Annotated in this window: 20 protein-coding genes and 1 tRNA gene; 10 read left to right on the top strand and 11 right to left on the bottom strand. The window is 45.3% G+C overall.

What is annotated here, in order from left to right; all coding sequences use genetic code 11:
* Window positions 1-2: 2 nt before the first annotated feature.
* From mgtE to AC23N5_RS24305, 6 genes are all read right to left on the bottom strand, one after another.
* Window positions 3-1352, bottom strand: a complete 1350-nt coding sequence (gene mgtE, locus AC23N5_RS24330) for a magnesium transporter (RefSeq protein ID WP_487757614.1) — start codon at window positions 1350-1352, stop codon at window positions 3-5.
* A gap of 22 nt (window positions 1353-1374) precedes the next feature.
* Window positions 1375-2184: a 16S rRNA (adenine(1518)-N(6)/adenine(1519)-N(6))-dimethyltransferase RsmA gene (rsmA, locus tag AC23N5_RS24325; RefSeq protein ID WP_487757613.1), complete on the bottom strand. Its 810-nt coding sequence runs from the start codon at window positions 2182-2184 to the stop codon at window positions 1375-1377.
* Window positions 2185-2338: 154 nt separating this feature from the next.
* The gene (locus tag AC23N5_RS24320; RefSeq protein WP_487757612.1) at window positions 2339-4003 is read right to left on the bottom strand and encodes a glucoamylase family protein; all 1665 of its coding nucleotides are present in this window, start codon (window positions 4001-4003) and stop codon (window positions 2339-2341) included.
* A 116-nt stretch (window positions 4004-4119) separates the two neighbouring features.
* Window positions 4120-4971 (bottom strand): LamG domain-containing protein, encoded by an 852-nt coding sequence (locus AC23N5_RS24315; protein WP_487757611.1) that lies wholly within the window; start codon window positions 4969-4971, stop codon window positions 4120-4122.
* A gap of 83 nt (window positions 4972-5054) precedes the next feature.
* Entirely contained in the window at window positions 5055-6584 is a 1530-nt protein-coding gene (locus tag AC23N5_RS24310) for a RagB/SusD family nutrient uptake outer membrane protein (protein ID WP_487757610.1), read from the bottom strand.
* 28 nt (window positions 6585-6612) lie between these two features.
* Window positions 6613-9597, bottom strand: coding sequence for a SusC/RagA family TonB-linked outer membrane protein (locus AC23N5_RS24305; protein WP_487757609.1), 2985 nt, complete (start codon window positions 9595-9597; stop codon window positions 6613-6615).
* Between the two features lie 230 nt (window positions 9598-9827).
* Between AC23N5_RS24305 and AC23N5_RS24300 the strand changes: the two genes are divergently transcribed.
* The 3 genes from AC23N5_RS24300 to AC23N5_RS24290 are packed head-to-tail and all read left to right on the top strand — an operon-like array spanning window position 9828 to window position 17497.
* Entirely contained in the window at window positions 9828-12620 is a 2793-nt protein-coding gene (locus AC23N5_RS24300) for a triple tyrosine motif-containing protein (RefSeq protein WP_487757608.1), read from the top strand.
* 26 nt (window positions 12621-12646) lie between these two features.
* Window positions 12647-16261 carry a PAS domain S-box protein gene (locus AC23N5_RS24295; protein WP_487757629.1) on the top strand — a complete coding sequence of 1205 codons (3615 nt, stop codon included), beginning with the start codon at window positions 12647-12649 and terminating at the stop codon, window positions 16259-16261.
* Between the two features lie 12 nt (window positions 16262-16273).
* Window positions 16274-17497, top strand: coding sequence for a 1-acyl-sn-glycerol-3-phosphate acyltransferase (locus AC23N5_RS24290; protein WP_487757607.1), 1224 nt, complete (start codon window positions 16274-16276; stop codon window positions 17495-17497).
* Here the strand turns inward: AC23N5_RS24290 and AC23N5_RS24285 are convergent.
* Together AC23N5_RS24285 and AC23N5_RS24280 are read right to left on the bottom strand one after the other, a co-directional pair.
* A complete protein-coding gene (locus AC23N5_RS24285; protein ID WP_183976853.1) occupies window positions 17494-18267 on the bottom strand; it encodes a 3-keto-disaccharide hydrolase in 774 nt (257 codons plus the stop codon). The two genes, AC23N5_RS24290 and AC23N5_RS24285, sit on opposite strands and share 4 nt — an antisense overlap.
* 46 nt (window positions 18268-18313) lie before the next feature.
* Window positions 18314-19210 (bottom strand): DUF6454 family protein, encoded by an 897-nt coding sequence (locus AC23N5_RS24280; RefSeq protein WP_487757606.1) that lies wholly within the window; start codon window positions 19208-19210, stop codon window positions 18314-18316.
* 72 nt (window positions 19211-19282) lie between these two features.
* Between AC23N5_RS24280 and AC23N5_RS24275 the strand changes: the two genes are divergently transcribed.
* Complete coding sequence (locus AC23N5_RS24275; RefSeq protein ID WP_487757605.1) at window positions 19283-19933, top strand: YdcF family protein; 651 nt, start codon at window positions 19283-19285, stop codon at window positions 19931-19933.
* Here the strand turns inward: AC23N5_RS24275 and AC23N5_RS24270 are convergent.
* Both AC23N5_RS24270 and AC23N5_RS24265 read right to left on the bottom strand, forming a co-directional pair.
* Window positions 19901-21400: an LptF/LptG family permease gene (locus AC23N5_RS24270; protein WP_183976847.1), complete on the bottom strand. Its 1500-nt coding sequence runs from the start codon at window positions 21398-21400 to the stop codon at window positions 19901-19903. The genes AC23N5_RS24275 and AC23N5_RS24270 overlap by 33 nt on opposite strands.
* A 31-nt stretch (window positions 21401-21431) precedes the next feature.
* On the bottom strand, window positions 21432-21824 hold the full coding sequence (locus AC23N5_RS24265) for an START-like domain-containing protein (RefSeq protein WP_028524527.1): 393 nt from the start codon (window positions 21822-21824) through the stop codon (window positions 21432-21434).
* Between the two features lie 156 nt (window positions 21825-21980).
* On the opposite strand from AC23N5_RS24265, the gene AC23N5_RS24260 reads away from it, so the two are divergent.
* From AC23N5_RS24260 to AC23N5_RS24250, 3 genes are all read left to right on the top strand, one after another.
* Window positions 21981-22054: transfer RNA gene (locus tag AC23N5_RS24260), tRNA-Met, on the top strand.
* 230 nt (window positions 22055-22284) lie between these two features.
* Window positions 22285-22554 (top strand): helix-turn-helix domain-containing protein, encoded by a 270-nt coding sequence (locus tag AC23N5_RS24255; protein ID WP_028524525.1) that lies wholly within the window; start codon window positions 22285-22287, stop codon window positions 22552-22554.
* Between the two features lie 2 nt (window positions 22555-22556).
* Complete coding sequence (locus AC23N5_RS24250) at window positions 22557-22826, top strand: hypothetical protein (protein ID WP_487757604.1); 270 nt, start codon at window positions 22557-22559, stop codon at window positions 22824-22826.
* On the opposite strand, the gene AC23N5_RS24245 is transcribed toward AC23N5_RS24250, so the two are convergent.
* Entirely contained in the window at window positions 22823-23593 is a 771-nt protein-coding gene (locus tag AC23N5_RS24245) for a hypothetical protein (protein ID WP_487757603.1), read from the bottom strand. The genes AC23N5_RS24250 and AC23N5_RS24245 overlap by 4 nt on opposite strands.
* A 77-nt stretch (window positions 23594-23670) precedes the next feature.
* Here AC23N5_RS24245 and AC23N5_RS24240 point away from each other — a divergent pair, with 77 nt between their 5' ends.
* From AC23N5_RS24240 to AC23N5_RS24230, 3 genes are all read left to right on the top strand, one after another.
* Complete coding sequence (locus AC23N5_RS24240) at window positions 23671-24315, top strand: hypothetical protein (protein ID WP_487757602.1); 645 nt, start codon at window positions 23671-23673, stop codon at window positions 24313-24315.
* Window positions 24316-24404: 89 nt separating this feature from the next.
* On the top strand, window positions 24405-25910 hold the full coding sequence (locus AC23N5_RS24235) for a type IV secretory system conjugative DNA transfer family protein (protein WP_487757601.1): 1506 nt from the start codon (window positions 24405-24407) through the stop codon (window positions 25908-25910).
* A gap of 39 nt (window positions 25911-25949) precedes the next feature.
* On the top strand, window positions 25950-26714 hold the full coding sequence (locus AC23N5_RS24230; protein WP_122929201.1) for a hypothetical protein: 765 nt from the start codon (window positions 25950-25952) through the stop codon (window positions 26712-26714).
* Window positions 26715-26819 lie beyond the last annotated feature (105 nt).

Below are 26819 nucleotides of genomic sequence, written 5' to 3'. Positions count from 1 at the left end.
TTCTACATTTTCAACAAAAAATGCGCAATTAAAAAATAGGTGCCTATCCCAACGAGGTCGTTGGCAGTAGTAATGAATGGCCCCGAGGCAACTGCGGGATTAATACCAAAGCGGTCGAGGATAAGGGGGGTAATTGTCCCCATAAAAGAAGCCAATAACACCACCGCCATCAGGGAAAGGCTTACCACCCATACCAATTGGGTTTGACTAAAAACAAGCACGTATAGCCCCGCTAAAAGCCCAATAATGAGGCCGTTGAGGGAGGCAATGACAATGATTTTAAGCAAACGTTCTTTCCAACTTATTTCTAACCCTGACTTGTCGGCCAAGGCTTGTACAATCAACGAAGCCGTTTGGATTCCGACGTTTCCACCCGTCGAACCCATGATGGGTATGAACATAGCAAGGGCGGCTATTTTGCTGAGTTCGCCCTCAAAAATCCGAATCACAGTAGCGGCCATCAAGCTTCCAATCACGCCCACAATCAGCCATGGAAGACGCCCCTTCACTTGTTGCCAAAGGTTATCGTCTTCTTCAACTTCTCCAGTGATACCAGAAATCGCTTGAATATCTTCTTCGGCTTTTTCGATAATGACGTCCAGAACGTCGTCAATGGTGATGCGACCAAGCAAACGTTTTTGGACGTTTACGACTGGAATGGCCTCTAAATCGTACCGTTGCATGATTTCGGATACTTCCTCAACGGGTCGGTAGGTCTCGACGTAGTGAATGTCTTCGTCGTAGATGTTGCCGATTTTGGTGTTTTTTCGGGCTAACACCAAGTTTTTGAGCGAAATAAGCCCTAGCAGGGTCTGATTGTCGTCAACAACATAGACAGCATACACTTTTTCAACGTCTTCGGCTTGTTTACGAATCTCTTCAATGCACTCATTGACCGTCCAATTGACGTTGGCTTTGACCAATTCTTTTTGCATCAATCCCCCAGCCACATCTTCGTCGTAGGGGAGGAGGTCAATGATAAAACGGGCTTGTTCACGGTCTTCTAGCAGCCCAATGACCTCTTCCCGAACCTGAATGGGCTGCTCTTGGAGCAAATCCACGGCATCGTCCGAATCAAAAACTTCGATGTAGCGGGCAATTTCGGCGGACGAAAAATTCTCCAAAAAACGTTTGCGGTCTTCGGGTTCTATTTCTGCCAAAATTTCGGCACCTATTTCCGTATTGAGCAAGCTGAAAAGGTAATGGGCGGGTTCGGTCTCCAGCTCATACAACAACATGGTGATGTCGGCAGGGTACAACTCATCCATTTCTGCCCGAAGCAAGGTATCATCCCGCCCAGTGATAGCCGTTTCAATTTTTTCGAGAAACTCTTTGGTTAATTCAAACGTCATACCTTCAATGCGTCTTTATCGGCTATTCGCCGCTGGCAGGTTGATTTTCTACAAGCTGGGTTAACAAAACAAAATCAGCTACGCTAAGTTGTTCGGCCCGTTTGTCAAGAAGCGGGTGGTTAAAAGTGATACCGAGCGGTTTGAGCGCATTCCGAAGGGTTTTACGTCGTTGATTAAACCCCGCTTTCACCACTTGGGTAAACCGCTTTTCATCACAATCAAGTTTGTCCACGTTGTTGCGCTTGAGTCGAACAACCCCCGACTGTACTTTTGGTGGCGGATCAAACGCTTCGGGTGGAACACTGAAAGAATACTCGATGTCATAAAAGGCTTGAAGCAAAACGCTCAAAATTCCGTAGTCTTTTTTCCCTGGAGGCGCTGCAATTCGGAGCGCTACTTCTTTTTGAAACATCCCAATGATTTCTGGAATGAGGTCGCGGTAATCGAGGGCCTTAAAAAGAATTTGGGACGAAATATTATAAGGATAATTGCCAATCAGGGCAAACCGTCCCGTCCCAGTCGAAGTACCATTTTGAATAGACTGATACCATTCGTTGAGGTTCATTCGGAGAAAATCGCCACCGATGATTTTACCTTCGAGTTTGGGGAAATTTACTTTTAGATAGGCGACTGATTCACGGTCTATCTCAACCACATAGGTGTTGTACTGTTCCTTGGGTAAAATAAACTGCGTCAATACCCCCATTCCTGGGCCGATTTCGAGCACAGTGTCGTATCCTCCGTGTCCAGAGAGAAGGTCAGCGATGCGGTAGGAAGCATCCAAATCGCGTAAAAAGTGCTGTCCTAAGTGTTTTTTTGCTTTAACTTTCATGCCTTGGAGGCTTTTGTGGGGCTATGTTTGCGCAATTGCGGCACGAAAGTACAAAATAACCCTTTGGGGAGGGCTATCGAGGAGTAGGAAATGTTAGAGCAGTGGTCGTGTGGTCTGGTTGCTTCCAACCAGACCACACGTTTCAAGAGGGGGGTTATTCAAAACCCAACTTAGTTTTAGAAGTTTGGACTTCGGGGCACGACATAAAAAGTTTCCACAATAATCCTGTACGGTGGTTTTCAATCATGCAAATAATGGGGCCTTGGTCGATGGCCAAAAATGAATTGGCCCACCAAAGGTTGGTAAGGTTGAAGCCGTCAACAAAACCGTAGTCTTTCCAAATCTTATCGCCCAATTTGTAATAGAAAAACCGCAATGCCCGCATGGACTCTTGTGGCGTATAAGGCATGGCCGAAATCGCCGCAGTAGGGCTGATGACCCCCAAATCTTCGGTGGGAGAGTGGGCCGCGTAACCGTTGTTGGTGTCGCTGGCCGTAAGTCCCCAACAATCAGCACTGTAGCCCGAATAATTTTTAGGATTGGCCAGACAGTACTTGTAGTTGATTTGGGTATGCGCCAAGTTTTGTTGCCAATAATCGGCGTATTGGTCTTTTAATCCTTTGGGATTGAGGCCCAAAAACGAATAATGAGAGAAGAACAACGGCCCGCCTAAGTCAAATCCGAGGGGCAGTGTTACGCCATAAAACTGTTTGCCATTTTTCATTTTGCCATTTTCAGCCCAACCATTGGTATATACATCTTTGTTGATACCGTGGGTAGGAGAGCCCGCAGCCAAGAAGTACGTAATCAAGCATTCGTTCCAGCCGTGAATTTGGTGATTCATGCGCCATTCGTAGTTGGGCGACCAATGCCAGTACAATACTTTTTCGCCGTTTTTGGTGTGCCAATCCCATTCAACAGCATTACAAATGTCGTTGATGGTTTGGCGAAGCGCGGTTTCTTCCGCTGTTTTTTTGTCAAAATATTGCCGAGCGGTCATTAATCCTTGGATTAAATAGGCCGTTTCGACCAAATCGCCGCCGTTATCATAGGTACTAAAAGGAACAGTGGCGCCCGTTGTGCCGTTCAACCAGTGAGGAAAGACGCCGTGGTGGGTTTTGGTTTTATTTTTTAGAAAATCAGTCATTTTGGCCAAACGCTCAACCGCTTGTTGACGAGTGATAAACCCGCGCTCAACTGCCACCACCATGGCCATGACGCCAAAGCCTGTTCCGCCAGAGGTACAAACATCGCCAGAGGTATTTCGCTCGCGAGCAAGCCCAGAGACAGGATGGCCAAATTCCCAGAAATAGCGAAAAGTCTGCTTTTGTACCAAGGTCAACAGCTCATCGTCGCTAATACGCGGAAATTTATCGGCGGTATCGAGCGCCGTGGTTAGTCCGAGATTAATGTTGGTATTCAGAAGGGTAGTTTTGCGGGACTCCAGCTCAGGCCCTACCAAAATACTATACTGCGTAATGCTTTTCAACGGCTGTTGCGGAACAAGTCGAACCGCGCTGTCGGCCTTAAAAAAAGTGTAATTGAGGGGGATTTTTGCCGACGACTGGCGCTCCACCAACGAAATCGCCGCGGTGGCGGAGGTTGTATTGAGTGGTGCCGAAAAACTTATTTCTATTTTGGGCAAAAGGTTGGTATTGTTGGCATAAAACCCACCAGATTGTTGGTCGTTGACGGTCACCAACGTATAGTAAAATTTCTCTGGGGTGGCAATGTTTTGGGTTTTGCAGGAAAAAAAACTCGTTGAAACAATAAGCGCAGATACGCTGGCAAAGTAAAGGAGTGGTTTTAGGGTAACCATAATGAATGTGATTTTAGGATGCGCCAATGACTTGAGTGCCTAAAGTAAGAGCACCCCTCGGAGGAGATGGTGCTCTTGTATCGTAAAAAGTAGGGTAGAAAATCAAAAATTAACAATTAGCGTCCAGCAGTTTCAAGCTGAAAAAGGGAGCTAATGTCACCTTCAGAAAGGGCTTTGTTCCAAACCCGAACTTCGTCAATCATTCCTGTCAAAGGTACTTGCCACGCGTCAGGTGTTCCTGAGATGTTGGTGCCCCATGCACCAATGATTGGCTTGGTTGGGGTAGTGAAGTTGAGCGTACCTGTTGTTCCTCTCAATTCCCACTCTGGGTTTGATACCTTAACGCCGTTTGCGTAAATTTTGAAGTTAGACGTTGCGCCATCCCATGTCATTACTATGTGCGTCCATGTACCGCCAAATTTTGCGGCTTGAACACCTCCTTTGGTAGGTTCGTTGCGCGAGTCTTGCCAAGAGTCGTTCCCATTCACTTTAGTAACAACCAGTCCTTTCAACACCAAAGTATCAGAAGCTGCTTTTCTCCAACCTGTTTCGGCCATCAAGTTGATGTTTCCTGCCCATTCGTTGGGGCGAGTAAGTGTAAAAAATACCGATGGATTTGAACCGTTGTTTTTCACGTTAGCCCAAAGACTAATGGTGGCATTGGGAAGGCTGTTTAATGAAGCGATGGCATCGTATGCCAAATAACCCGCGGCAAAGTTAGCCGCTTGCCCTTTGATACCTGTCGAATAAGACACGTTTTGAGACTTGGTAGGAGCGCTTCCTGATTTTGCTTCTTTAGGGTCGCCATTAAGGCCCCAATACGCCACTAAGTTTGAGCTTGCTACTTCGTCGGCGCTGTTATAACCACCGATTGGCGGTAAAGCTTCTTCTTTGCTGCAAGATGTCAACATACTTCCTGTGATGATGGCACTTGCTAATGCTCCTAAAAGGATTTTGCTAGTTTTCATGTGATTTTTAGATGTGTTAAAAAAAAGTTGAAACAATGATTATAAAAGATTGAAAGTAAGATGCTTGATGTGTTTTTGGGTGCTTAGTAGCCGCTGTTTTGGATTAACTTTCCGCCACTTAGTGCAATTTGAAGCGCAGGAATTGGCAATAGCTCATGCGTGCCTTTGACGAACTTTTTGCCCGTTTTTTGCAATGTTTCAGCCGCACGGCCTTGGCGAACTAGGTCAAAGAAACGGTCGTGTTCCATGGCCAATTCAACGTGGCGTTCTTGCCAAATGGCTTCGCGAAGAGCCGTTTGAGCAGTAGAGGTAGCAACTTTTAGCCCTGCTCTTTGGCGAACCCGATTCAGCGGAGTAAGTGCTTCGCCGCTTCTGCCTAGTTCGTTGGCCGCTTCGGCGTGGATAAGTAAAACCTCGGCAAAACGCAGCAAGTGGACATTTTTTTGCTTGCGGTCGCGGTTGCCCAGCCAGCTTTCTACGTTTTTATTTTCGCTGTGGTACGCTTTGTAGTTGTATCTGAGGTTTTCAACGGAGTCGGCACTTGGGACACGGAAACCATCAAATAATACGGTGCCTTTGTACGTCCCGCTGTTATCGATAAAAATGATGGTTGCATTTTTTCTCAAATCACCTGCTTCGTACGAATTTGCCAAGGTCGTGGTGGGGTTACAAAAGCCCCAACCTAAGTCTGTCCAGCCGCCTTTTCCACCTACCCGTGGCCCTTGAAACATTGAATAGTTGCTGATTCCAAAATCTGAATTATTGAATTGACCCGTTTGAACTTCCAAAATAGCTTCTCTGCTGTTGTCTCCTACTTGTCGCCAGATGGTCGAATAGTCCGCCAGCAAGTCATATTGACCCGAATTGATTACTTCTTTGGATAAATCATACGCCTTCTGCCACTCTTTTCGGTACATATATACTTTTGCCAAAAGAGCTTGTGCTGTTCCTTTGGATATACGTCCCGCTTGGGTTTGGCTGCGTAGAGGAAGGGTGCTGACACCATTTTGCAAATCGTCGATAATCACTTGATAAATCTCTTCCGCAGACGCTCGGGTTTGGAAAACGGGGTCATTGTTGGCATCGGCGGCGTCTTTAGGCACCCGAAGAATTTTGGGTACCCCTCCAAACCAACGCACGAGGTTGAAATAATAATAGCCTCTAATAAAGCGCACTTCGGCACTTAAACGGGCTTTGGTGGCCTCGTCGAGGGTTGAATTACTGATGGCAACGAGCGATTGGTTCACTTTGGCGATTCCGTTGTAATAACCACTCCAGAGTGCTTGGACGAACAAATTGGTTGGGGTGTGGGTAAACTCATCCAAAACGCCTACAGTTCCAGCTTGGTCGCTGGCAGTGCTGCCTTTGTCGGCGTCGTCAGAGAGGATATTGGTCGCCGAAACGAAAGCGATACCGTGTACATCTCCTTCTGCGCCAAATGCTTCACCCAACATCAGGCTGTTATATACCCCAACGACGAGGTTTTGGGCAAAATTTGGATCCGTATCAGCCGTAGGTTTGCCTTGTAATGGAACATCTAAGAAGCTGCTGTTGCAAGCTGTAAGGCTCAATAGCAAACTCACTATACCTACCGAAATGTTATGCTTTTTCATGTCTTTTCTTGGTTGGAATACCACTGATTTAGAAACCTACATTGATACCTACCGCCAGCGTTTTTGTGGTTGGATAGGCATTTAGCTCAATCCCCGCTCGGGTGGGGTCCCCTGGGAGTTCGGGCGTAAAACCAGAGTATTTTTTTAACGTGAAGATATTTTGGGCAGTAATAAACACCCTAGCCGTGCCGATATGGGCTTTTTGAAGGGTAGCAGCTGGGAGCGAATAACTCAGCGTAACGTTGTTGAGACGAATGAAATTTCCTGACTCAATAAAGTAAGTAGAAGCAGGAAGGTTGCCCGCATTGGCAGCAGGTTCGGTTTGAATGCCACTACCACGGGTCCAACGGCCGTAAGCCATTGAGCGCTCAACATTGTCGAGCAATGCTTGGCGGAAGGCTTTTTTTCCGTTGTAAACTACATTCCCGAGGTTTCCGATGGCATCAGCGCTGAAATCAAAACTTTTGTAGGTGAAGCCAAGGTTGATTCCAAAAAATACCTTGGGTTGATACGAACCCGCAAACACGCGGTCAGCGTCGTCGATTCGTCCGTCATCGTTGGTATCTTGGTATTTAAAGTCGCCTGCCGAAGCGCCTGGCTGAATCACTTGTCCTTTGGAGTTTTTATAGCCCGATATTTCATCATCCGTTTGGAAAACCCCGAGTACTTGAAGCACGTAAAAACTTCCAACGGGGTGGCCATTATCGGTTTTGGTTGTGTATTGTTGGGCGGCTCCAATCCCTCCGTCAAGAATTGGTTGTCCGCCGTTAAGGCCAATCACACTATTTTTGTTGAAAGTGGCATTGGCTCCGATGCGGTACGAAACGGTCGAACTGATTTTGTCTCTCCAGTTGAGCATTGCTTCTAAACCCGTGTTGCGAATCGAAGCGGCATTGGTCAAAACGACGCCGTCTTTATCGCCCGTAACCGACGGAACTTTGACGTTGATGAGTAGGTTGCGGGATTTTTTATCATAAAAACCAAATTCTCCCTGCAAACGCCCGTTCATGGCGCTAAATTCTACGCCTAAGTCCATTTCTTCGGTGGTTTCCCACTTCAAATTTGGGTCTTTGATTTGGGTAATGGCCGAGCCTAACGTGGCAGTTCCCCCACCAAAAGCATAGGCAAGGTTCGGCTCAACGGTCACAAGGTAGCCATCCGAATCAATGCGGTCGTTGCCTACACGTCCCCAGCTTGCTCGCAGTTTGAGGGTTTCAAACAAGTGTTGACCTTTCATAAATGATTCTTCTGAAAGAACCCATCCAAGCCCCACCGAGGGGAAATATCCCCAACGGTTTTGAATAGGAAAACGAGAACTTCCGTCGGCACGTAAGGTAGCTGTTAATAGGTATTTGTCTTTAAAATTGTAATTAGCACGGCTGATGTAAGAGTTGCGCGACCATTTATCACCTTCGCCTGAGTTGGTGGAGGTGTTGGCATTTCCCGTGTTGATATACCAAAGGTTGGAAGCCGCAGGGACGTCTCTTCGGTAGGCACTGAAGGTATTCATCGAATAAGCTTCGGCAGTTGTACCTACCATTACGCCAAAGGTGTGGTCGTTCCATTGCTTATTATACGATACCGTATTGTCCCAAACCCAACGAAATAGGGTTGTTTGGCGACTGGTTAGGTTACTGTTGGGATTTCGTTGATTTCCACCAGGCTGAATAAACGTCGTGCCGTCGTTGTTGAACTGATAGTTGTAAACACGCTGGTTAGCGAAAATCAAATCGCCTCCCATGCTGCTGCGAAATGTCAGAAAAGTAAGGGGTTTAAACTCGACATATCCCGCACCTTGCAAACGGTTGTTGAGGGTTAAATCATCGTTGTTTTTGATGTCTAAAACGGCATTTCCTACGTTTTGATAGAGCGAGGTATTTCCATACAAACCATTTTCAACCGCAGGAATGATAGGAGCAGCCCGATAGGCATTGTTGTAGGCCGCTCCTAAGTTGACATTCTGATCTCGACTGTTGGCGTACGAGGTCATCAAGCCGATTTTTAGTTTGGGATGAAGTGTAAAGTCGTTGTTGAGGCGGGCAGTAAAGCGCTTAAAAATGTTGTTAATCACAATCCCTTCGTCGGTCAAATACCCCAAGCTCAAATAATGGGTTGCTTTTTCGGAACCACCCGAAATCGACAGGTTATGATTTTGCATCATGGCCGTTCGCAAAATTTGCCCATACCAGTCGGTTGAGACATTTCCTGCCTGAATTGGCCGCCCGCTGGCGGCGCTCAAATAGTTGGCATATTCGTTTGCATTGGCCATTTTGACCAAGTTTGCTGCTTGACGCGCCCCAATTTGATTGTTATAGTTGACCGATAATTTGCCCGATACTCCTTTTTTAGTGGTAATGATGACTACCCCGTTGGCACCACGCGAGCCGTAAATAGCGGTAGATGAAGCATCCTTCAAAATATCGACATTGGTGATGTCGGCTGTGTTTATGTTACTAATGTCGTCGGTCAAAACCCCATCAACCACAAACAGCGTGGCGGTTCCTGCCAAAGCTGTGCCTGTTCCACGGATACGGATGTTGGGAGAGCTTCCTGGGCGGCCACTACTGATGATTTGAACTCCCGCCACTTTTCCTTGAATGGCTTGGGTAGGCGTCATCACAGGCTGCTTGGCGAGGTCTTCTCCTTTGATACTCGATGTTGCTCCCGTAATATCAACTTTGCGTTGGGTGCCATAACCAACCACGACCACTTGCGCAAGCTCGTTGGCGGCTTCCGATAGGCTAATGTTGAGCGTTGCTTGTCCAGTATAAGCAACTTCCTTGGTTTCGTATCCTACACTCGAAATGACCAACGTGGCAGTTGAAGCAACGGCCAACGAAAATTGACCGTTCATGTCGGTGGTTGCGCCTAGGTTGGTTCCTTTGATGGCTATCGACACGCCTGGGATTCCTTCTTTGGTTTTTTCGTCAGAAACCTTACCAGTAAGTTTGTTTTGGGCCAAGGTCGCAAATCCTACGAACAGCAGGAAAAGCGTATTCGTAAGTGTTTTCATCGTTAGCTGTTGTAATGTCATCATCATAGTTTAGTATAGGCTAAATAAAACCGTCAATTGTAATAAAGTAAGATATAATGGTGTAATACGAAGGCAAAGGTAAGGCTGTTTGCGAATCGAATCCTAATTATTAGATACATCAATACCACATCATATCTTAGAAATTTTCAAATAAATGCGTATTTTGCCACATCATTGTCGATTTTTTGATGTGAATCACCCTCTTTTTTATGAGTAAAAGGTTTTTGCGTAGTATGTGCTGGCTTGGGTTTTGGGGATGCTTTTTTTTGACTAAAACAGCCCTCTCTCAAACGCTAGAATCGCTCTGTTTGCCTGCGCTGTATAACCATAGCCACCTGACTTATAAGGCCGATAGACAAAACTGGAAGATTACCCAAAGCCCCGTGACACAGTTTATGTACTTTGCCAATTCAAAGGGGCTTTTGGAGTTTGATGGCGCACGGTGGCGGGTATATGAGCTGCCAAATAAGCAAATTGTACGCTCGGTTTGGGCCGATACAGATGGGCTAATTTATACGGGAGCGCTTGGCGAATTTGGTTATTGGAAAGAAAACGCAAAAGGTGTTTTGCAGTATCATTCCTTGAAGAAATTGGTGCACGACCAAGCGTTTCAAAACGAAGAAATTTGGCACATCTTGGAAACTCCCGCGGGCATTCTTTTCCAATCTTTTGCTTTTATGTACTTGTACCAAGGGGGAAAAGTAAAAAAACTCACAACCCCTGGCAATATCTTGTTTACGTTTCAGGCAGGAAAGGCATTCTACCTTGAAGTCATCGACAAAGGCTTGTTTGAATTAAAAGGGGAGCGCTTTCAAAAAATAGCGGCCAGTGAGTTTTTGGGAAAGGAAGCGATTTATACCGTTGCTACTACTGCTATTCCTAACGAACTGCTGATTGGAACCAACAAGGGCCTGTATCGTTTTGATGGAAAACAATTTTCGGTGTTCAACCAAGAATTGCATGATTTTATCCGAACCAACCAGTTGAATGCAGCTACCCGACTTCGTAATGGCAATTATGTGTTTGGAACCATCCGACAAGGCTTGGTCTTGACCAACCAGCGCGGGGAGATTTTGTACAAGATTAACCAAAAAAATGGCCTTCAGAACAATACGGTTCTTTCGCTTTTTGAGGATGAAAAGGGCAATGTGTGGGTTGGGTTAGACAATGGTATTTCGATGCTTGCGTTGAGTTCGCCCTTTAAATATTTTGAAGACCTAGAAGGTAAAATCGGTACCGTGTATGACATCATGACGTTTCAGAACACGCTTTATTTGGCCACAAATCACGGGGTTTTTGCCAAATCACTCACTTCCAAAGTCGAGTTTCAGCTCATTCGGGGGCTACAGGGACAAGCGTGGGATTTGGAAGTGTTTGACGATCAGCTTTTGTGTGGACACAACAACGGAACGTATCGGATTGAGGGAGATAAGGCCGTTCAGTTGTCTGACATAACAGGTGGATGGCAACTAAGACGTGCGCTCCATAAACCGTCGATGCTGATTCAAAGTACTTACACCAAGCTATGTGTTTATGAAAAAGATGCGCAGGGAAAGTGGGTGTTCAAACATACGATGGAGGGTTTCTCAAATCCAACGGCGCAATGGGAGGAGTTGCCCGACGGTCGATTGATTCTTAACACTAAAAATGCGGGTTTGGTGTTGCTTCAACCTGCAAGTGATTATAAAACGGCCAAAAAGGTAACCAACCTGGGGCTGAGGGCAATCAACTTACTGAAACAGGACAAAATTTACGTTACGTCAGAGAAAGGTGTGCAGGAGTTTGACCAAAAGCAATCAAAATTTATACCATCAGCTCGTTTTGAGGAAAGTAAAGCACAAAAACTCTTTGCCTTTTCGGATAAAAGTTGGTGGGAGTTGACGATTTCGGGGGGGCTACGTTTATTGAAAGAACCCAACCAATGGCAAGTGGTACCGCTGCAAAACAATTTTTTGGTGGATGATTATGAGACCATTGTCTCGCATGATTCGGTTGCAAGAATTTTTGGTAGAGAAAACGGATTCGCTTTTTTGGCTTCCACCGACTTGTTGACCCAAAATAACGTCCGCCCGTTGATTCGAGGTTTGGAAGTAGAACAGTTTCCAGAACTAACGCAGTATTACTCCAAAAATGGCCGCTCGGGCGAAATAGCGCTGAAATACAACCAAAATAATCTTAGGTTTAAGTTTAGCTCTACTGATTTTGCTTCTAGTGTCAAATACAGTTATTGGTTAGAAAATGCGTCGAAAGATTGGTCAGATTTTTCTGATAATTCGGTGAAAGAGTTCAATAATTTGATGCCAGGGAGTTATACACTGCACCTCAAAACGAACACAGGTTTGCAAGAAGCAACCCTGAATTTTAGTATTTTGCCACCTTGGTACTGGAATTTGTGGAGTAAATTGGTTTATTGTCTATTTTTCTGCTTGATTTGTTTTTTCTTGTACCAATGGCACAAAAGACGTTTAGCGGCTGAAAATGAACGTTTGCAGCAGCAAAAAGCCCTTGAGTTGAAAGAACAGAAGGAAAAAAATCGACAGGAAATTATTAGAATTAGGAATGAACAATTGGAGCAAGACTTGGTGAGAAAGTCGGAGGAGTTGGCCAATTCTACCATGGAATTGATTAAGAAAAATGAGCTTTTTCAAGAGATTCAGGCCAAGGTAAGTGAGATGCAGGTTCATTCTAAACCCAATGATTTTCAGCAACTTTCCAAATGGATTGAAACCCACATTTCAACTGGAAAAGATTGGCAGGTTTTTGAACAAAATTTCAACCAAGTACACGAACAGTTTTTTAAAAAATTGATGGAAAACTATCCAGATTTGTCCAAAGGTGATTTGAAACTTGCGGCTTATTTGCGCATGAATCTTTCATCAAAAGAAATTTCTCAGTTGTTGAATATCACCTATCGAAGTGTTGAGCTTAAACGCTATCGACTGCGGAAAAAAATGAACCTTGGGCAAGACGAGAACCTTGCCGAATTTATGATGAGTTTTTAGAGCCTTTAATTACTTTTTTTGTGGAAATCACCTTGAAAATCGAACCTAGCTCCTTTATTGACCAACTTAATTTGTTTGGACTGACGGTACTGCCCACGGGTAGAATTCGTTTTGCCAATGCCTACACCACCCGTATGCTGGGCTGGAGCGTGGAGGAGTTGCAACGCTTCAATTTTTTTGAAGATTTGCTAACCGCCGACCACCGTAATGCAATCCAAACGTTTATCAATGAATCTATCGAACGGGGACGGGTGGCCGAATTTCGAGAAATACCACTGGTTTCAAAAAATAAGCACCTGCGAACGATTTTGCTTAACTCCTTGATTTTGAATAAAGATGAGGCAGGTCTTGTTGATTTTACCTTGATTGGAGACGATGTGACAAATAAGCTTCGCGTCGCCAATGCTCTCGATAAATCGAATGCCCAGTTGCAAGATTTGGTGGACAATACCAGTGATTTGATTCAGTTGGTGTCGTTGGAAGGTAAATTTTTGTTTGTCAATCGGGTCTGGCGCGAACGCCTTGGCTACGATTTGGAGGATTTGGCAACGCTTCAATTGAAAGATATTTTGTGGCCTGAAGCCGCCGATGCAACGCTTCAACTCCTGAAACGCATCCAAGAAGGTGAGCAAGTGCCTGATTTTGAGACTGTTTTTTGGGATAAACAACACAAAAAAATATACTTGACGGGCAGTGTAACTTGTCGGTATGAAAATGGAAAACCGACTGCTTTTCGTTGTATTCTTCACGATGCTACCAGCCGAGTACGGGCCGAACGCTCCCAGAGTTTGTATTACAGCATCGCCAATTGGATGATTAAAACGCAAGACTTGGATGAGTTTTATGAACGCGTACACGAAGAATTGGGAAAGGTAATTGATGCCAAAAACTTTTTTATTGCGCTCTACGACCCCACAAAGAGCTATATGTATTTTCCGTATTATGTCGATGAATACTTCAAAGGCAATGTGCGGTTTACAAAACGAAAAATTGGAAATGGCCTGACGGAATATGCCATTCGCGCCAATAAATCACTGTTTTTATACGAAAAAGACATTGAAGAACTCGCTGAAAAGCAGGGGCTTTATATGTACGGAAAAATACCAAAAGTGCTGCTGTGTGTCCCACTCCGCATTGGTGATCGGGTGACGGGCATCATTGGCGTAAAATCATACACAAACCCCAACCAGTACCGTCATCGTAACCTCGAAATGTTGGAGTTTATTTCGGGGCAAGTTGCCTTAGCCATCGCGAGGAAGCAAAACGAAGCCGAACTCAACCGCCAAACGGCCCGATTGAACGCCATCTTTGACAGTAGTTCGTACTTAATTTGGTCGGTCAACAAAGCGTTGCAGTTGACTTCATTCAATAAAAACTACGTGTCGTTTTTGCAGCAACACCTTAGAACAACGCCCGCGATTAATACCACAACCGAGCGATTGGGATGGCAGCTGATGACGATTGATAACCGTCGTTTGATGGAAGAGCGTTATCGTCAGGCATTTAGAGGGACGCCGCAGGGTTTTGAAATGAAAATTGAATCCAGAAATGGCGACATGGACATGTGGCTTGAGTTTAGTTTGAGCCCCATCCGTACCAACGGCAGCGCCATCGAAGAAGTATCGGGTATTGCACGCGACATTACGCCAAGAAAACTTGCCGAGCTTTCGATGCAGCAAAGCGAGGAGAAATTTAGGGGTATCTTTATCAACCTGCAAGATATTTACGTGCGAGCCGACCGTTCGGGAAGAATTACCATGATAAGTCCGTCGGTGCTTAAACGTACTGGATATACCATTGAAGAAGCCCTCAATACCAAAGTTGCCGATTATTTTGTAAACAAAAAGGATGTTCATAAAGCCCTGGTTCGCTTGTCACGGGATAAAAGCTTACGAAATTTTGAGGCCGAACTGCGAATAAAAGACGGGACCGCACGTCAGTTTATGTTTAACATGCTTTTGTTAAATGACGAGGACGGTGCGCCAATTTTTGCGGCGTTGGCACGCGATATTACGGAACTTAAACGTAATCAAGCCGAATTGGTCAAGGCCAAAGAAGAAGCCGAACGGTCGTTGAAGGTCAAAGAACGGTTCTTGGCCAACATGAGTCACGAGATTCGTACGCCTATGAACGGCGTGATTGGAATGTTGGATCTGTTGAACGGAACGCAACTGGACGTGGAGCAAAAAGACTACGTCCAAACGATGCGGCGTTCGTCGGAAACGTTATTGAATATTTTGAACGATATTCTGGACCTTTCTAAAATTGAAGCAGGAAAAATGGCGCTCAACGAAGCCCCTGTTTCGTTGGAAGAAATTTTTGAGAAATTAACGGCGCTTTTCTCGCAAGTTGCTAAAAATAAGAACAATACACTTGTTTGTAAGTTTGACGAAGGGCTGCCTCAGTACATCATTGCGGACCAAACGCGCCTGCTTCAAATTTTGTCAAACCTCACTTCAAACGCCCTCAAGTTTACTGAGAATGGGGAGGTAAAAGTGGACGTGTCGCTGGTTTGGTCAAAAGGTAAGTTTCACAAAATCAAGGTCGAAGTGCGGGATTCTGGAATTGGAATCACGCCCGAAAATCTCAAATTGTTGTTCAATGCCTTTACACAAGTCGATAATTCGTCACGCAAAACCTTTGGAGGAACGGGGCTTGGTTTAGTGATTTCCAAGGAGTTAACTCGTTTGATGAAGGGCGAAATAGGGGTGGAGTCTGAGCTTGGCCATGGAAGTATGTTTTGGTTTACGTTTGAGACCAAAGAGACGGTTATCAGCCCGATTCAGCAACAAAAATCGTCGTCGGAAGAAATTAAACTTGAGAATTATTTTAACGAGTATCGCCCCACTATTTTGCTGGTTGATGACAATTTTGTGAACCGAAAAGTAGCCAGTGAAATTTTGAAAAAAGCGGGTTGTATTGTCGATACGGCTGATAGTGGCAAAAAAGCGATTGAACTCGTTGCCGCTACATTTTCACCCGAAAAACAACATTATGATGTCATTTTTATGGACATCCAAATGCCAGACATGGATGGCATCGAAACCACCCAAAATTTGAGAAATCAGTTTGGGAAAACCCTGCCAACCGTAGTGGCCATGACGGCCTACTCAATGAAAGAAGATCGGGAGCGCTTTTTGAGTCAAGGAATGGACGATTATGTGCCCAAACCTATTCGTGCTCAGGTGCTTATTCAAAAAGTAAAAGAGATTATTGACGCAGGAAAATCCCTAAAAGACACCATTGCCCTTAGCCAAAAGCAAAAGGAAATAGCCCAAGAAATCAAGCTTCCTATCATTGATTTAGACATTGTGGCGCAATTGCGTGATTTGGGAGGAATGGAGCTAATTAGTTCTATTTTTGAAGACTTCGTCATCGAGTCCTCGGAGTTGGTAAGCGAAGCGGTGGCGGCTTTTGCTGAAAACGATATACCAGTTGTCAAAAGCAACATGCACACACTCAAAGGAAGTGCGGGCACGATTGGGGTGTCGCGGGTGGCCGAAATTGCCAGAATAGGAGAGGGCAAACTTAAAACAAACGATACCAGTACATTGGCAGTGGATTTGGCCAACCTCGAACGAGAGTTTAACGTGTTTTTAAAAGAATATCAACAGATTTTAGAAGAATTTGCTCAAAGTTAGCATTTAGATACCATGTCGCACCGCACTTTTTCTTACAGCCTTTTGAGGGCTTACGTTCGTTTTTGGCACAATACTATTTTTTATCGTCAAGTAGAAATTAAGAATTTTCCGTCGCATTTATCGCCAGATGCGCCGTTGTTGATTATTTCTAACCACCAAAATACCCTGATGGATGCTTTGGCGATTGTGCTCAACGTGGGCAAACGCCAACCTTACTTTTTGACCCGAGCCGATTTGTTCAAAAAAGATACCGTTCGGAAATTATTGATGTCGCTAAAAATGCTACCCGTGTATCGTTTGCGGGATGGGGTAGATGAAATGCAGCAAAACGACGAGATTTTTCAAACCTGTGTTACTATTTTGAGCACTGGAGGTACATTGGCGGCATTTCCTGAAGGAAACCATGGCGTTCAATATCACCTTCGGCCGTTTAAGAAAGGACTGGCGCGTATCGCTTTTCGGGCAGAAACAGAGCACGATTGGAAGGTAAATTTGCAAATCCTTCCCTGCGGATTGTACTATTCGCATTGTCAAAAAATGGGAGAGAGGCTAGTGCTAAATTTTGGTGAGCCCTTTAAAGTAAGCGACTATCGGGCTGATTATGAGCAAAATCAGCCACGCACATTGACCCAAATTACCCGTCGAATGTCGGACGAAATCAAAGCATTGATGTTACACATTGATGATTTGCCCCACCACGATACGATCAAGTGGCTAACCGACAAAGAAAGCCGTAAAGCGGGGGATATGTTGACCCATATTTTACAAAAATCGGAAGAACTTTCGAGTCTAAAAGCCAATGAACCAGAGGTATATGCTAAAAAAATAGAAGATGCATCGGCAGAGAGAAAGCGGCTTTCGAGCCAAGGAATTGAGGCTGAGATTGCGGGGCAACCCCAGCCTTCGTTTATTGCTTTGCTGTTGAAAACCTTGGGGATGATTGGCACGTTGCCAATTTGGCTTTATGGCACAATCAACAGCGGTATTGCTTACGGGATTCCTTTTTTGATGACAAAAAAACTAAAAGACCCGCAGTTTTCGAGCGCATTTCGAATTGTACTTTTTGCCCTTGTTACATTCCCTTTGGTATGGTTACTCCAAACAGGTATTGTGTGGGCATTAACTGATTTGAAAACCGCCGCAGTTTATGCTCTTTTGCTGGCACCTACAGGATATTTTGCGCACCGTTGGGCGCGTTGGTGGAGCGAAACGATGCAGCAGTGGAAACTTCGCTAGAAGTCGGTGGATGACTGGCTGATGTCCATTTTTTGAATCCAAATATTTCGATATAGCACGTCGTGGCCTTCGGCTTGTAGCTTGAGGCCACCAGGCGTATCGGTAATGCCTTTTCCGCCGTCGTTCCCTCCGTCAATTCCTGAGTTAGCCCCGCCCCACACTTGGTTAATGCGCTGATTTTTATGGACTTTCTTGCCATTAAAATACATCGTTACGAGGGCTTTTTCGACGAGTTTTCCGTCTTTAAAACGAGCTGCTCTAAACACAATGTCGTACGCATTCCATTTTCCAACGCCATTGTAGGCATAATAAGGGGAAGGCGTTTCGTTGATGACGGCTGCCATTCCGTGCGAAGTAGTGTCACCGTCAAGCACCTGAATTTCGTAGCGATTTTGAAGATAAACCCCGCTGTTTCCCCCAGGTTTTTGAATTAAAAACTCAATATGCAAACGAAAATCGCGGAATTTCTCCTTCGTCACAATGTCGGCCGAACCATATTTCCCACCAGCCGCTGCGGGGTCATTGGTGTTTAAGGCCGTTCCTTTATTGACAGGGTCATTGACGATAAACCATTTGATGGGCAGGGTAGCGGCTAGGCGTGGGCCATCCCAATACGTCCATTTCTCATCCAACATTTGGCGAGAACCATCAAAATAAACCTCCGCTTTTTTGGGAGCTTTAACGCCAACCCCTACTTGGGCCGCCGATTGGTAAGAAATAAAAGCAGTCAGTGCTGCGATGACGATGGGTTTAGAAAATTTAAAATTCATGTTGAGAGGTAGTTGAATTACTTTCAAAAGCGCCAAATCACGCTTTCTACTTCAAAGTGGCTTCATAGACAAACAGGGTAGAGGCGGCATCGTCGTCGGGGACAAAATAGGCGCTCAGGCCCTTTGCCGTTGATTCGATGAAAAATGGATTGTTGGTCATGGGCGCACCCGTAGGCGACCAAAGTAAAAGTGGAACCTGGAAAACGGGTCGATTGTCGGTCAAGTTGACAATCTCTAGTCCTCCCAAACTAAGCGTTGTCCCGTCGTTTTTTTTGAATTTTTGCAAACCGCCGCAGAGCATAAGGTTGGGGCTTATTGAATGGCAATCTTGGTAATCAATGTAAAAAGAAGGGTTGCTAATGCGCTGTTTTTCAGGGGTATTTGTGGGGTTAATTACTGCCCCGGTTTTATCTAAACTCCAGTGGTAAAAATGGCGAGAGCCCCAACTGGCACCCAACAGCGTTTGGGAGGAGGGCGGATGTACAATAGCGCCAATGTGGTCATCAAACCGCATTACTTCTTGGGCGGTTAGTGACTCGGGCTCTACTTTATAAATGATGGAGCGGCTGTTGGGGCGGTATTCGGCCACGGGCACCCAGAGGTACTTTCCGTCAAAATCAATACCACCAGGGTGATACATCGCGCCTTCGCCGAGGGTGATTTTGCCCAATAATTTACCCGTAGCGTCAAACTTAAAAAGGTGCCCAATTCCTTCGCCACCATCACTTGAATCGCGGCGTTTTCGGGTTACTTCGACCGAGCTCATGTAAAAAAACTCCCCAATTTTAACCATTCCTTGGGGGTGAAAACTAGGAAATTGGAGCCGAATCGCGGCGGTTTGCGACCATTCGGTGGCTGGGCGCAATTGTTTGATTTTTTCGACAAGGGAATGTTGGGCAAAAAGCGGGCTCGTGATGAGCCAAAAGGAGACTAGGTATTTCATGCGCGAAAACTTTACCAATGAAAGTATGTCGCCAGCGAAATCTTTGCACTATTTTTGGAAAAAATCAATCCAATGATTCCAGAAACAACCCTAGCACTTGCCCAGCAACTTTGGGACTATCACCATGTTAATCAGCATCTACAAAAATCAGACTGTATTTTGGTATTAGGAAGTCACGATTTGCGCGTGGCTGAGCGGGGGGCCGAATTGTATTTGCAAGGTTGGGCACCTTTGCTTATCATGTCAGGTGGGCTTGGAAGGCTTACCCAAGAAATGTGGTCGGAGCCAGAAGCCGATAAATTTGCAAAAATTGCCCTCGAAATGGGTGTTCCTGCGGAAGCGATTTTGATTGAAAACAAGTCAACCAACACGGGAGAGAATATTTTATTTACCCAGCAATTACTACAAAAAGAAAACCTTGCTCCAGAGCGGTTTATTGTCGTCCAAAAGCCCTACATGGAGCGCCGAAGTTTTGCTACGTTTAAGAAACATTGGCCAGAAAAAGAGTTGATTGTGACCTCCCCCCAACTTTCGATGCAAGCATATCCCACTGCCGAAATTACGTTGGAAGAAGTGATACATATCATGGTAGGAGATTTTCAACGCATCAAAGTTTACCCAGAAAAAGGATTTCAGATTGAACAAGAAATTCCCAAAGAGGTGTGGGAGGCGTTTGAAAAACTCGTTTCGTTAGGCTTCAACAGCCACCTTATTGGCAGTTGATTTACGATTTTTCCACTTCTTTTTTATCCGTTCTACCCAAATGATGTAAATGTCTTTATCAAACAATCGAGAATCTTTGAGGGCGCGGTCGGCAAAATACATGCCTACAAAAAATAGGATGGTGTTTGAAAACCAAGCCCCCACAGGTACCCAAACTAGGCCATCTTTGGCCCATTTGTCGCCCTGAAGGGTAAGTACGTAGGATAAAATAAACAACAAAACCGACACTAAAACGGGAATACCAAAGCCTCCTTTTTTGATAATAGCACCAAGCGGAGCACCGAGCAAAAACATGATGAAACACGACACGGCTTGGGTGTATTTGTGGTGCATTTCTAGGTCATAGCGGTACCATGCTTTCCCTTTTTCGGTGATGTAGGTTTTGTTACTTTCGGCGTAAGAGCGGATGTTTTGGGCTTGACTCAGGGCAGTCGCTACTACTTGTTCTTTCTCCGCAGGAAGTACAATGGCTTTTTTCTTTAACAAAGAGTCCACCCATTTGCCAAATTTTGGCGTGGTATTTTTCGCCATGGTTTCAGCACGGAAAGCGTAGCTAAAATATTGTTTTGACTGAGGCAGGAGGCCATCCCTACTTTTGCGGTATTCTTTTTTGAGCGAATCGGCTACTTTGCGAAGTTCCTTCGCGTCTTTCATGTACTCGTGGTACTGAAATTGATTCTCGTCGGTCCGTTTGAGACCAAACGATTCTAGGCTAACGACCATTTTATAGTGCCCAAAATGGGAACGGGTAAACTGGCCTCCACTATTGGGGGATGAAAAAGAGTTGGCAGTTTGGGCAGCCTCCGAGTATTGAGTGCCGTTGAAAAGCTCAAATACCAAGTAACTTTTGTCGTTGATGGTGTACATCAAGCCCGAATCGGCTAAAATCACTTCACGGTTACCTGCGTTGTAATCATTGACGTTGTGACGATACACGACCAATCCTTTGAGGCTTCGTTCGTTGGGCGCGGGGAATTTTTTGTCCACCTTAATATTATGTCCTGGAAGGTCATTGTAGAAAATACCTTCTTTAATATTAAGCGTAGCTTTGGCTGTTTTAATATCATAGAGCAGACTGTATCCTTTCAAATTGGCCCAAGGTGCTACCTTATTGTTGTACCAAAATGAAAAAAGGGTGATGGCAATCACCATGACCATGACTGAGCGCATGGCACGCCAAGTAGAAATGCCCGCACTTTTAATGGCGGTTAGCTCAAAAAACTCACCCAAGTTTCCGAAAGTCATGAGCGAAGAAAGGAGCACTGCCAAAGGAAGCGCGATAGGGATGGTTATGAGGCTAAAAAAGACGATGAGTTTAACATAGTTTAACAAATCAATGTCTTTGCCGACGAGTTCATTGAGGTATTGGGAAATGAGGCGCATCAAAAAAATGAAGACCACAATGCACAACGTCAACGCAAACGGCCCTAGAAATGACCGTAAAACTAGCTTATCAATCTTTTTCATGCACTTTTAACTGAACCTCGGCTACAGATACCTAGCTTCCTACAATTTCTTTGAGACTATCGATTAAACCATCCCAAAGGTCTTTTAGTTCTTCGCTGTCGGTGTTTGTAGAGTAGTCGGTAATGCGCAGATAGGTTGAACCCGTCAGGTCGCTTACCTCTACTTTAAATTCGATATAATTGTTATCGCGGTTATTATCGCTTGTGTTTAAGAACTCAAATTTGGCACTTTTATTGAGCCGAAGCGAGGTTTGTTCGGCGATGTGGCTTTCTTTATCCCAAATAAAATCGAAGCTATGGTTAGGTTTTACATTTACTTTTTCACAAAACCATTCAGAAAGTCCCGATGCTGTACTCAAGTACGGGAACAACATTTTAGGCGAGGCGCGGAGCTCGTATTCGTTTGAGTATTTGAATTTTTGCATAGCTTTTTTTTTTGTTCGGTCTTAAAGGTAAGAAAAGTCTTTTACTTAGGTAATTACCTTCCCCAACAAAGAGGCAAAATAGAAACTTCTCACAATTATTCAAAATGTGTTTGCGTAATTAAAATATTTATTCTACTTTTGCACCACCAAAACGATGGCGGGGTAGCTCAGATGGTTAGAGCGTAGGATTCATAACCCTAAGGTCGGCAGTTCGATCCTGCTCCCCGCTACGCTGATTGTCAGGCCGTTACGATGAAAATTCGTAGCGGCTTTTTTCTTTGGTACAACATAGGTACAACAATTTATTATTTTATTTTTATTTGGCTTTTGATGCCTGCTATTCTCCGCCAAGCTACGCAAAATATTATTTTTACAAAGAGAATTCACGGCAGTGAAAATGATTTTTGAAAGAAATCATTTTCTAATAAATTCGTACAATACTTCAAAAAGTTACGTACCTATGCAAGTCATCTGCTTAGAAGAAGCCGCCTTTTATGCACTCGTTGAACAGGTCGTTGCCCGTTTGAAAGAAACCCATGGCGAAGAAAAAGAAAAGTGGATTTCTGACCAGCAGGCCATGCAGTTACTTAATATCAAGTCAAAGACCACGCTGCAAAAACTGCGGGACGAAGGGAAAATCCGTTTCTCGCAACCCCAAAAGAAAATTATTCTCTACGACCGCGATTCCATTGATACGTATTTACAGCAAAACGCCCGTAACACTTTTTAATCATGGAAGACAACACCACTGTTTCGCCCGATTACCAAAAACGTTTTAACGAAGGCTACACCATCGCCAAATACATGCCCGAACTGGCACAGCAACTCACGGAGGCGATGAAAGACCGTGAAAATAACGGTTTTCAGGACGGCCGTCAGCAGTTTTTGAGCGAACAGGTCAAAGACAAACGTCCCGCTTGGCTCAGCGGTAATCGTCTGGCCAAAGCACCCCAATCACCCGACAAAACCAAAGGCCGTGACATTGAACCCGAACGCGATTAATCTTTGTCGGGTGATTTATCCTCTTTCCCTTTTGTCGGCGTGGGTTTCTCCGCTGATTTTTCCAATGCTTTGGTGTAGCTGAGCGATTGCGAAAACCGTTCCGACATCGACAGCCTTGGTTGCTCTTTCGCTTCCTCTTTAGGCGGTTCCTGCGAGGGCTTATCTGCATTACGCGCTCTAAAAACGTCGATTTGTCGCTGCATAAACTCCTGTGAATTGCCTAGCTCCTTGTCAGTCTGGTCTGACTCTTTTTGAATATCTTCGGGGGACTTGGGGTCTTTGGGCGTCCCTTCCCTAAAATTCTTTAATTGAACGCGCATGTAATCCTGGGAGCTGCTGATGTCTTTTTCTACTTTCCCCACCCGCTGCAATTCCTTTTCCCCCTTTCCTTCAAAAGGGTTAGGATACATTTTATCCATCAGCGTCTGACGAATTTGGGTGGCCGTCTCGGGGTCGGTCTCCAAAACGTGTATTTGCAGTTCTACACTTTCGTGAATATCCGCCTCAATCTGCGTTTTTTCGGCTTTCCATTGTTCCACCTGCCGTTCTTTATTGCCCGAAGGTCTTGTGGTAAAACCAGGCGGGGAATACTTGAGGGTGTGGTGGTTGGGCTTTGACGCATCTTTCGAAGCTGTTTGCAACTGCTTATCAATTTCCGCCCGACGGTTCAGCTTTCCTTTGATTAAATCATCCAAGTATTCATATCCTTCGGGAAAGGTGGGTTCCTTCTTTTTGCCTTGGTCGTCATTATCCCCTTTGTCGCTCATGTTATTGGTGATTTAAGACTTGATTTATGGATGGATTATGCTAAAATGATGAATCTTTTTGTTAGCGGAGGCTTCTCATGGAGTGGCGAGAAAAAACCATTCAAAACGTTTTTGGGGGAGATGAAAAACGCTTTGAACAGGCCTATCAAGAAGCCGTCAAAGAAGCCATTAGTGAAGCCATATCGTGGAAAGACTTGGCGCTGAATGCTACCGTACTCCCTGAGTGGGAAAGCGCGACCAAAGACCTCATCGAACGACGATTAGGGTACTTGCCTCATCCCGCTGTTAGTCTGCCCTTTGAGCCTTATCTGCGGGCTTTATTGCAACAATATCACCAAGGAGTATTATCGTCGGAAGCATTCACCCACGAAGCCGAAGCACACATTCAGCTCATTCGCAACGCCGACATGGCGCATTACGCTTCCACCGAAGCAGCACCTCACTTTGTACAAAGTTATCAAAAAATGGTCGAAATTTTTGGGCTAAAAGCCAAAGAACGATTAACGCGTTTCTTGGGCTATGAACCGCGTTTGGAACACTCACTGATGGCTGAACTTTGGCTGTACGACCTGATGATACGAGATACCATTCGTTTGCCAGCGCATCTGACAGCGGTTGACTTCAAAGCCCTGACTATCGTTCGTTACCGTGAACATTTACTTACTCAAGGCCAGGCCGCCGCTGAAGTCTCTCCCTTGTTGGGGGCCTTTTCCGCCGTTTGATAAATAAAATCTACGTTTTTGGGTGAATTGTTTGGTAGTCAGGCAAAAATGAATAAATTTGAGTACCATTTCTATGCCTTTTATTACCTATGGAGTTGTTCAATTTAGACCGCCCCATTATTGAACTGGCTTCCTCGCAAGAGCGCGGAAGTTGGAACGTGCGTCACGCCTTGGAAGGCGTACAAATCTTCGGTGGCATCGGTTCGGGGAAAACCTCGGGTTCGGGTCGGATGCTGGCGCTAAAATACCTCGCTCAAGGTTTCGGGGGCTTGGTACTGACGGTCAAACCCGACGAAAAACAGGCTTGGCAGGAGTACTGCCGCCTAACGGGGCGCGAGCGGGATTTATTGGTGCTTGAACCCAACGGAGCCCACCGCTTTAACTTCCTGCAATACGAATCCCAGCAATCCCAGCATTCCATCACGGAAAATATCGTGGAGGTCTTGAAAACGGTCATACGCGCGGGAGAAGCCAAAGACAGTGGTAAAAGCGACGATGCTTTTTGGGAAACGGCCCTGGACATGCTCATTTTTAACGTCATTGACCTGTGCCAACTGGCCTACGGCAAACTCTCCCTGCAACAAATGTACGACATTGTGCAAACCATTCCCAAAAGTCACGAACAGCTACAAACCTCAGCGAACGAAGGAGAAGCGAAAGCATTTCAACAGGCTTTTGAAGCGGCGCGTAAGCGCGTTACCGAAAACATGGACGAGTGGTTTAACCGCCTGCCCGCTCCCAAGCAGGCAGCCTTGCAAAATGAACCCGACTTTGAGGCCGAACTGCTCCAAGCATTACCCGAAGCGCGACTGCTGAAATTTCTCGACCAATTCTTCTTTGACAGCTTCATCAGTCTTTCCGAGAAAACCCGTTCTATCATTGATTTTACCTTCTCGGGTTTTTTGTTTCGGTTGCTGCGCGAACCCGTTTATTCTTTGTTCTGCCGCCAGGACTCCACCCTGACCCCCGAAGACTGCTGGCATGGCAAAATCATCCTGCTTAACTTGCCCGTTAAGCTTTACCACAAAGTGGGGCGCGATTGCCAAATTTTGTTCAAATACATTTGGCAACGAGCGATGGAAAAACGCCCCATCACGGCCAGTTCCCGCCCCGTGTTTCTGTGGGCGGACGAAGCGCAAAACTTCCTGCACGAACACGATTCCGACTACCAAGCCACAGCCCGTAGTAGCCGCATTGCCACGGTGTATATTTCCCAGAACTTGCCCAACTACTACGCCTGCATGGGCGGACAAAAGGCGGAGTATCGCGTCAAAAGCTTTTTAGGTACGTTGGGTACCAAAATCTTTCACGCCAACGCCGATATTGAAACCAATAAATACGCTTCTGAGCTATTCGGAGACGCCTATTTTGAAGAAGAGTCCCACAGCGTGACGGTTTCTCAAAACTTTGGACAAACCAAGTCCAAATCACTGAAACTGGAACGGATGGTGCGGGCTGAAGAATTCGTTCGTCTGCGAACGGGAGGCCCCCTGAATAATTTTCGGGTGGAAGGTTACGTACACCGCCAAGGCGACCCGCTCTTGAAGGGACTGAACCACACCAAAATGGTCTTTAACCAGCAGTATTGCACTTAAACGGGAATTACTCACTTATAAACTTAACGCTTTACGTCTATGAAAAAGAATATTTACTACCGCACAGTCTTTATGCGTACCAATGCCATGAAAGAACTAATTTTAGTGTTTTTTCTAGCTATTTGTTCTTGGCCTCGCTTGTTGCTTGAAGTATTTCTTCGAAAGAACATGGGAGAGCGCTACTTTTCATTTTCTACAGCGATTATTATGAGTGGTTTACTTGCCATTTTTCCATTGATTTATGCTGGAATAATGGAACGTCTTACGGGTCAATCTTATTCTGTTCACCTTATTGGCTACTATACGACCTGGTATGTTTTTCTGGCGCTATTTCTGTACACCTGCTGGGAGCGCTGGCAAGAGATTCAGCGACTGCCATCGGTGTTCGATTTTGGTCGTTTCAGTTTATCGTCTGGCGTTATTTCTTCTCGTTTTACTAGTCTCAAATTCAAAGGTAAACCTGTTGATGTACGAACAATTGAAACGGTTTTAGAACCAGGATTTTTTTTCATAGTGGGTTTTGTTTTATGGATGGCAGCTCAGCCTATTGGCCTTCTATTGGCAGTATCGGCTTTATGTTATTCCTTTAGCTATGTCGGGGCTTACCACCAAGGTGACCACTTTATCATGGATAAAATCGACGAAATGATTTGTAATGAAGAGATGGTTAATTCTTTTGTCGAGGGACGGGATGCGTCCCAAACTAGAGGGGTTAGCTTCTACGGACGGCGGCCCGCCGACCCCGATACCCGTCGTAAATTGGTGACCACTTTTATCGACGATGATACGGTCGAAGCCCTGTAAAAATACCGATTCAAAACCACCTAAGCTGTGCTTAGGGAAGATGTCTGATGGAAAAAGTTTAACCGTCCCCCCGTGCTCGTTCTGCACAGCTTGGGCACTGCCGAG

Source organism: Runella sp. R5_40 (assembly GCF_057652295.1).
The sequence above is the reverse complement of the archived record's forward strand: the minus strand, read 5'-3'. Positions and strand labels throughout refer to the sequence as shown.